The 6995-nt window shown below is 74.3% G+C and carries 3 protein-coding genes and 1 pseudogene; 2 read left to right on the top strand and 2 right to left on the bottom strand.

What is annotated here, in order from left to right; all coding sequences use genetic code 11:
• On the bottom strand, positions 1 to 2189 hold a 2189-nt coding region (locus tag ABT023_RS28665; protein WP_350889762.1), incomplete at its 3' end, for an AMP-binding protein.
• Between the two features lie 1067 nt (positions 2190 to 3256).
• Between ABT023_RS28665 and ABT023_RS28655 the strand changes: the two genes are divergently transcribed.
• On the top strand, positions 3257 to 4303 hold the full coding sequence (locus ABT023_RS28655; RefSeq protein ID WP_350889764.1) for a 3-dehydroquinate synthase family protein: 1047 nt from the start codon (positions 3257 to 3259) through the stop codon (positions 4301 to 4303).
• A 130-nt stretch (positions 4304 to 4433) separates the two neighbouring features.
• Here the strand turns inward: ABT023_RS28655 and ABT023_RS28650 are convergent, their stop codons facing one another.
• Complete coding sequence (locus tag ABT023_RS28650; protein WP_350889760.1) at positions 4434 to 5624, bottom strand: ATP-grasp domain-containing protein; 1191 nt, start codon at positions 5622 to 5624, stop codon at positions 4434 to 4436.
• 775 nt (positions 5625 to 6399) lie between these two features.
• Between ABT023_RS28650 and ABT023_RS28645 the strand changes: the two are divergent.
• Positions 6400 to 6995, top strand: a pseudogene (locus ABT023_RS28645) (non-ribosomal peptide synthetase); the annotation flags it as partial.

The following is a 6995-nucleotide window of genomic DNA, read 5'->3' as shown; positions in this document are numbered from 1 at the left end:
GCCGGGTCGACGACCCGCGCCGGCCGCCCGGGGGCCCGCGCGGGGGCCGGCCCGAGGACCGGGTGCCGGGCCGCGCCGGCGCGCAGCGCCACCTGCGCGGCGCCGGCGTCCACGGCGGCGGGCAGCAGGGCCAGCGAGTGGGCGTCGGCGTCGACCAGCACGACCCGGCCCGGGTACGCGGCCTGGAGGCAACGGCCGACCGCCCAGGCGACGGCGGCGGCCGGGACGAGGTCCGGGTCGTCGGCCAGCTCCGGGGTGGACGCGTCCACTGCTCCGGTGGTCAGCAGCACCAGCCGGGCGGCGGCGGACCGGCCGTCGTCGAGCCGGTCGGCGAGGCCCACCACGGCGCCGGGGTCGGCGAGGTCCACCGGGGCGGCGTCGGCGAGCAGCAGCGTCACGTCCGGCACGTCCGGGTCCCGGCGCAGGGCGGCGAGGTCGGGGTACGCGTCGAACCGGTCCCCCGCCGACGCCGCACGCAGGGGCCCGACCAGCGCCTCGCCGCCCGCGCCGACGACCGCCCAGCGGCGTGCCGGCGCGGGGCCGGCCGGGTCCGCCGTGGCTGCGGGAGCGGCGGGCGGCACGGCGGTCAGGTCCAGCGGTCGCCAGGTCACGGTGCTCAGCGAATCGTGATGGCTGCCGTTGACGGCGCGCAGCCGGGCCGGCCGGTCCAGCAGCAGCCGCCGGGTGACCTTCCCGGAGGCGGTGCGCGGCACCTGGCCGATCTCGTACAGCTCGTCGGGCACCTTGTAGTAGGAGAGCCGCTCCCGGCAGGCCGCGTACCCGGCGACGGGGTCGAAGCCCTCCGGCCCGGGGACGACGAACGCCACCGGCACCTCGCCGAGCACCTCGTGCGGCCGGCCGGTGACGGCCACGTCGGCGACGCCGGGCACCGAGCGCAGCGCCTCCTCCACCTCCGACGGGTGGATCTTCTCCCCGCCCCGGATGATCAGCTCCTGGTGCCGGCCGGTGACGAACAGGTTGCCGTCGGCGTCCCGGCGGGCCAGGTCACCGGTGCGGTACCAGCCGTCGCGCAGCGCGGCGGCGGTGACGTCGGGCAGGCCGTGGTACCCGAGCATCACGCTCGGCCCGCGTACCCACACCTCGCCCTCGGCATCGACCGGGACGTCCACCCCGGTCTGCGGGCTGACCAGGCGCACCTCGACGCCGGGCACGGGCCTTCCGCAGGAGCCCTCGACCCGGGGCGAGTCCGGCCGGGTGATGGCGATCGAGCCGCAGGTCTCGGTGCTCCCGTACGCGTCGAGCAGCGGCGCGTCGAACACCTCGTCGAACGCCCGACGCAGCGCGCCCGTGGTGATCGCCCCGCCCACCAGGCACATCCGCAGGGCCGGGGCCCGGAAGCCGGTCTCCTTGGCGGCGGCGACCAGGTGGTGGTACATGGCCGGCACCCCGGCCAGCACGGTCGCCGCGTCGGAGTCGACGGCGCGCAGCACGTCGTCGGCGGAGAAACCGTCGATGAGCCGGGCGGTGGCGCCCACGGCGGTCACGCTCAGCACGCAGCCGATGTGGGAGAGGCTGTGGAACAGCGGCAGCGGCCACACCACCCGGTCGTCGGGGGTCAGGCCGGGGATCGGCACGTAGCAGGAGGCGACCGACCACAGGCAGGTGCGCTGGGTGGACAGCACGCCCTTGGGCCGGCCGGTGGTGCCGGAGGTGTAGAGCATCCAGGCGACCTCGTCGAGGCCCAGGTCGTCCCGGGCGTCGGCGGCGGGCTCGGCGTCGGCCAGGTCCCGCCAGGCGGCAACGCCGTCCGGCGCCGGGTCGTCCCCGATGACCCAGACCCGCAGGTCGGGGCGGTCCGCCCGCAGCCGTACGAGCTGGTCGAGGTGCTCCGGGCCGACGACCACCAGCACCGCGCCGGAGTCGTCGAGCAGGTGGGCCAGCTCCGCGTCGGTGCTGCGCGGGTTCACCGGTACGCCCACCGCGGCGGCCCGGGTGACGGCGAGCCAAGCCTCCACCGTCTCCACCCGGTTGCCGAGGCAGAAGGCCACCCGCTCGCCGCGCCCGACCCCGGCCGCCGCCAGGTGCCCGGCGAGCCGACGGGTCCGCGCCTCCAGGTCGGCGTACCCGACCGCGCGGCGGTCGTCGCGGAATGCGACCTTGTCCCCGAACCTGTCGGCGTGGGCCCTCAGCAGATCGGGCAACGGCTGGACCAGGTCGCTCCGAAGCATGTCACCACATTCCGTCCGTCGGCGAGACTCCTCGTCCGCGGCGTAGACCTCGCTCGCCGTAACGGCCCAAGTCTTCCGAGCGCCCTGCCGACGACCTACCCCTGTCGCCCCCTAAGTCGTCCCCAGTTCCAGGGCCGATCCGCTGGCGGGACGCGCCGCGGGCCGATGATGGGGCGACCCCCGCAGACCGTCGTGCCCGTGCTCCGTCAGTCGAGGTGCCGTCGTTGGAACGCTCGTGGTTGTTCACCCACCTGGCCGTGCCGGCCGGCGGGTGCCCGGACGCGCGGATGTCCGAGCTGCTCGGGACGGTGGTCGCCGAACTGGTCGCCGCCGCCCGCCGGGCCGACCCGCGAGCGGACTGGTTCTTCGACCGGGTCGGCGCTCCGGCCGGGCCCCGGCTGCGCCTCGGCTTCCACACGACCGGCGCCGGGCTCGACGAGGTACGTCGGCAGCTGCCGGCGGCCGACCGGGACGCCTGCCGCGCCGACCCGTACGCGGTGCGTGACGCCGCCCGGGGCGGCCCGCTCGCGCACGCGGGCAGCGACGTGGCCCTGGCCCTGCTCGGCGGGGACGTCCCCTGGCTCGCCGGGGTGGAGTTGCCGCTGGCCGTGGCGCACCTGCGGCACCTGACCGGGCTGGTGCCGGCGGCCGACCGGCTGACCTTCCTGTTCCTGCACTGGCAGGACCGTGGCCGGCTGCTCACCGGCACGCAGCGGCGGGACCTGGCCGCGCAGGCGGACGCCGGGGCGGAGAAGATCGCCCTGACGGCCGGTGACCTGCCGCTGACCGGGGAGGTGGCCGCCGCCTGGCGGCAGTACCTGGACCGGGTGACGGCCGTGCTCGACCGGGACCACCCGGTGACGCCGCCCGGTTTCCTGCTGGCGCACCACGCCCAGCTCACCCACGAGCGGTGGGGCATCGGGCCGGACGTCGACGCGCTGGCCGCGCTGGCGCTGCGGCTGTCGATGGTCCGGGACCGCCCGGTGGCCGCAACGGTTGCGGCGACCCCGCCGACGCCCGCCCCCCGCCCGCCCCGCCAGCTGGCCCCCGGAGGAGACAACAGCCGCATGCGCCCGACCCACACCGGCCGTCCCGCTCCCGACGCCGCCGCGCCGACCCGGATCGACGTGCCGCTCGGCGAACGCGCGTACCCGGTGCTGATCGGCCCCGGGGTGCGCCACCGGCTGCCGGCGGAGGTGGCGCGGATCGGCGCGCGGCGGGTCGTGGTGGTCTCGGCCCGGCCGGCGCAGTGGACGCCCGACCCGGGAGTGCCGCACCGCGTGGTGCCGGCCCGCGACGGCGAGCACGACAAGAACCTGGCCACGGTGGAGCAACTCTGCCGGGCGTTCGCCGAGTTCGGGCTGACCCGCGCCGACGCGGTGGTCTCCTGCGGCGGCGGCACCACCACGGACGTGGTCGGGCTGGCCGCCGGCCTCTACCACCGGGGGATCGCGGTGATCCACCTGCCGACCTCGCTGCTCGCCCAGGTGGACGCCAGCGTCGGCGGGAAGACGGCGGTGAACCTGCCGGAGGGCAAGAACCTGGTCGGGGTGTACTGGCAGCCGCGCGCCGTGCTCTGCGACACCGAGCACCTGACGACGCTGCCGGAGCGGGAACTGCGCAACGGCTACGGTGAGATCGCCCGGGCCCACTTCATCGGCGCCGGCGAGCTGCGCGACCGGCCCGTGGCCGAGCAGATCGCCGCCTGCGTGGCGCTGAAGGCCCGGGTGGTGGCCGCCGACGAGCGCGACGCCGGGCTGCGGCACATCCTCAACTACGGCCACACCCTCGGGCACGCGCTGGAACGGGCCACCGACTTCGCGCTACGGCACGGCGAGGCGGTCGGCGTCGGCACGGTCTTCGCGGGCCGGCTGGCCGGCGTCCTCGGCCGGATCGGGGCCGACCGGGTGGCCGAGCACCACGACGTGGTGGCCGGCTACGGCCTCGACACCGCGCTGCCGGCCGGGGTCGACCACGACGAGCTGATCGCGCTGATGCGGCGGGACAAGAAGGCCACCGACGGCCTGTCCCTCGTCCTGGACGGCCCGGCCGGCCCCGACCTGGTCGTCGACGTCCCGGAACCGGCCGTCCGCGCCGCCCTCGCCGGGATGTAGCGCACCGGCACCCGTTCTGTCGCCGCCTGCGGGTGCGTTGTTGTCGCCCGGGCAGCAACAACCACACCCGCAGGCGCACACCCCCGCCGTCGCCGGGCCACCGGCGCGGCCCGGGGTGGGGGGCGGTCCGTCAGCTGTTCAGCGCTCGCTGGACCTGCGCGATCAGCACGCCGCAGGCGTACCGGTCCGAGGCGCCGACCATGCCGACGATGGTCGCCGGATGCGGCCCGTTGTCCGTCTCCGCCGGGTCGTAGTGCATGAACACGACGAGCTGCCCACGGTCGATGAACGGGGCGAGGATCGGCTCGGCGTCGACACCGGGCGCGAGGGAGAAGAACGTCGTGATGGCACACGGGTGCTGGCGCAGCAGCGAGCTGCGGTGCAGCAACGACGAGGTGGCTCCGCTGACCCGAAAGTTCGGGTCGATGATCCGCAGTTCGTCGTTCCGGCTGATCCCCGCGTCGAACGAGCAGTACCCCCGGTACCCGAGAGCACTGGCCTTTCGGACCCCTGCGGTCAGCGCTTCGATCAGCTCCGTCGGCGGTTGGTCGTCGTCCATCACACAACCGACCCACGTCGAGGTGGGCTGCGGCAGGTGCACGGACGCACCGAAGTATTCCACCGATCCGCTCTCGGTCACGCCGAACTGGAGTCCCCAGACTGTCCGGAAGGGGACCTCCTCCTCGACGATCCACTGATCGCTCACCTGCTCCAGTTGGTTGAACAGTGACCGGTTGAGCCGGTCGCGCAACCGTCTGGTGAAGATCGCGATACCGCTGTACACCTCGGCGCCGGCCGGTTTGATGACCGCCGGCCGGCGGTCCTGCTGCACGATCCGTCGCACCTCCGCGGGGGTGGCGACCTGCCGGCGGGGCAGGTACTCCGGTGCGACCAGGCTCTCCAGGACGGTCTTGTTGTTGAGCCGGGCCAGCAGGTCCGGCGAGACCCGGGCCGACGCGGCCCGCAGCTGTGGGTCGTGCGGGGGGAACTGGAACTCCAGCAGCTCGCCCCGCTCGGCGGCTTCCCGGGCGAGCTGTACCGCCTGCTCGCTGTTGCGGAACTCACGCAGGTCGCTCGGCGTCTTGAGGCCGCTCCGGCTGAGCAGCCGCAGCGACTTGTCCGCGCAGGCGCCGGTGCTGGCGATGGCCGCCGCCTGGTGCGGAAGGGTGAGGTGAAGGCCCGTGATCATGTCCAGCCCGTTGTCCAAGCCGGCGCCCGCGCCGGCCAGATAGCGGCTGCTGGCGGTCGTCACCGGACTTGGTGGCCGGGCCAGGACCACCCCGTCGTGAGCGAACACCTGTACCTGGATAGGCGTATCCATTGAATCTCCTTACATGCCGGCCCACGGAGGGCCTCGGGGATGGCACGAAGCCTGGGAACACCGCCGCCACGATCATGCGGAGAACGTGGGTGGACAGGTGGCGTCCCGGTTCTGAATGAAGGCAGCTCGGCCGCGAGAGTCGGGCGCGCCGTGTGCACCGGGAACAGGACAGTTCCAGGCTGGACCGGCCAGGTAGCGGCTGGCTTTTGGTCAGCGCTGCGTTGGCGCGGTGCACACCAGCACCCGGTGTGTGATTGACCAGTCACCGACCGCGTGATCGTCGAGTCCTGGTTTGGGGTGCGCAGTCAGCTTACTTTGCACATTTTTGAGCTGAAGGGTCGTCGGCCCGACGCAGACTCCCTAGGGGGTCGACGTGTGAATCTAGGGGTGTACGGCGCTCCACCGGGCTTCGTAGGGTCGGGCCCCGTCGGGTCGTCGTTCCCCTCCACCGCAACGGAGTGGGACGCACGTGGGTGCGCGGCGCCCGGGTGGAACGGGAGGTGCCGCACCGCCGACACGACGGGGCCCGCCGCGAAGAGGCCCCGATCGGCCACCCGGACGGGTGGCGGCGGCGTTCGACGCCGCGCGGCATTCATCGCGCCACATCGTGCCGTCCGCCAAACGGAACATCGGCTGACCGGCCGCTCCGGCCACGCGCCTCCCGGTCACCCCTTTCGATCGGAGGTTGATCATGTCTGTCGGGTCTGCTGGTGCTCAGTCCGTGGGCGCTGCGATTGACATCGGACCGGCCGGATCGGCCGAAGGCCTGGACCTGATGGGTGATCTGCGGCGGCCGTTGGTGTGGCCGGCTCGGGCGGGGTCGGTGGTGCGGGCGGTGGAGTTGTCCGGTGTGGTGGGTGCGGAGTTGCCTGGTCTGGTGGGTGCGGGGCGGGCTGGTGCGGTGGTGTTGGCGGGCCTGGTCGGGGTGTTGGCCCGGTACACGGGTCAGGAGGAGGTGGCGCTGGGGCTGGCAGCGGGTGGCGGGTTGGTGCGGGTGGGTGTGGCGGGTGATCCGGGGTTCGCCGAGTTGGTGTCTCGGGTGGGTGCGGCGTGGGCCGCGCCGGTGGTGGCTGCGGGTGTGGCGGGTCCGGTGGTGGTGGGTGTGGTGGACGGTCCGGTGGCCGAGGTCGGCCCGGCGGTGGTGGACGTGGATGTGGTGGTGACCGTGGCCTCGGACGGGTCCGGGCTGCGGGTGGACTATGCGGCGGAAGGCTTCTCGGCGGAGTGGGTGCGGGGCCTGGTGGACCACGTTGTGACGCTGGTGTCGGCCGGTGTGCGGGAACCCGGGGTTCCGCTGTCTCGGTTGCCGTTGTTGGGTGCGGCCGAGCGGGAGCGGCTGTTGGCATGGGGTCAGGGTCCGGTCCGCCCGGT

The organism is Micromonospora sp. NPDC002296 (assembly GCF_040296145.1).
In the GTDB taxonomy this organism is placed as follows: Bacteria; Actinomycetota; Actinomycetes; order Mycobacteriales; family Micromonosporaceae; genus Micromonospora.
The sequence above is the reverse complement of the archived record's forward strand: the minus strand, read 5'-3'. Positions and strand labels throughout refer to the sequence as shown.

Bases quoted from the DNA above. Each gene is read 5' to 3' on its own strand.
- ABT023_RS28655 (WP_350889764.1), top strand. From the start codon at position 3,257: ATGCGCCCGACCCACACCGGCCGTCCCGCTCCCGACGCCGCCGCGCCG.
- ABT023_RS28650 (WP_350889760.1), bottom strand. From the start codon at position 5,624: ATGGATACGCCTATCCAGGTACAGGTGTTCGCTCACGACGGGGTGGTC.